Source organism: Pelagimonas sp. (assembly GCF_058892305.1).
In genome coordinates this window covers 1-879 of the sequence record NZ_JBZXVN010000095.1, presented here as the reverse complement: position 1 = coordinate 879, position 879 = coordinate 1, and the positions used below count along the sequence as shown (strand labels likewise).

The 879-nt window shown below is 60.6% G+C and carries 1 protein-coding gene; it reads left to right on the top strand.

Going from position 1 to position 879, the window contains the following annotated elements; all coding sequences use genetic code 11:
• The coding region (locus AC5EFR_RS23450) for a sigma 54-interacting transcriptional regulator (RefSeq protein WP_493578098.1) at positions 1-879 on the top strand (879 nt) is incomplete at both ends.

Genomic DNA, 879 nt, shown 5'->3' with positions numbered 1-879 from the left:
TCATTGAAAAACCCTATGAGCCGCGCCGCCTTTTGACCGTGTTGACCCATGCCGCCGAACAATCGCGGATGCGCATTAGCAATGTGCGGCTGCGGCAACGTTTGTATCATCTCTCTGGGCTTGATCGGGTGTTGTTGGGGCAAACCGATGCGGTGGCCGATCTGCGCCGTGACATTCTTGATTTGGCTGATACCGGGGCCCCGGCGCTCATTTCCGGCGAAACCGGCACCGGCAAAGAGTTGGTGGCGCGTGCGTTGCATGATTTGGGGGCCAACCCGGATGCGCCGTTTTTGGCCCTGAACTGCGCCGCCTTGTCACCAGAGGCGTTTGAAGCCGAGATGTTTGGCGTGTCGGGGGAAACCGAAGGGCGCCTTGTTGCGGCCTCGGGCGGCACCCTGTTTTTGGACGAAATCTGTTCCTGTCCACTGCCGGTTCAGGCCAAGCTCTTGCGCGTGCTTGAGGACAAGAAAATTTTGCCCGTCGGCGCGACCCATCCCGTCCCGGTGACGTTCCGTGTGGTGTCGGCCACCAACGAAGACGTCACCCTTGCCGTGGCTGAAAACCGGTTGCGTCAAGATTTGCTGTTCCGTATCAATACCCTGGTTTTGACCCTGCCGCCCCTGCGCCAACGCCGCGATGATTTGGGCCTGTTGGCGACGCATTTCTTGGGCGAATTTGGCCGGATTTACGAGGTCGCCATGCCGGAGCTAAGCCAAGACGATGTGGCGGTGATGCTGGCGCATGATTGGCCCGGAAATGTCCGCGAATTGCGCAATGCCTGTGAGCGGCGGGTCCTTGCGGCGCGGCGTGGGGGCGGGTCGATGACCCAAGCGATCCAGACCGACACCCAATTTGACGATGTTCCCGACACCCTGCGCG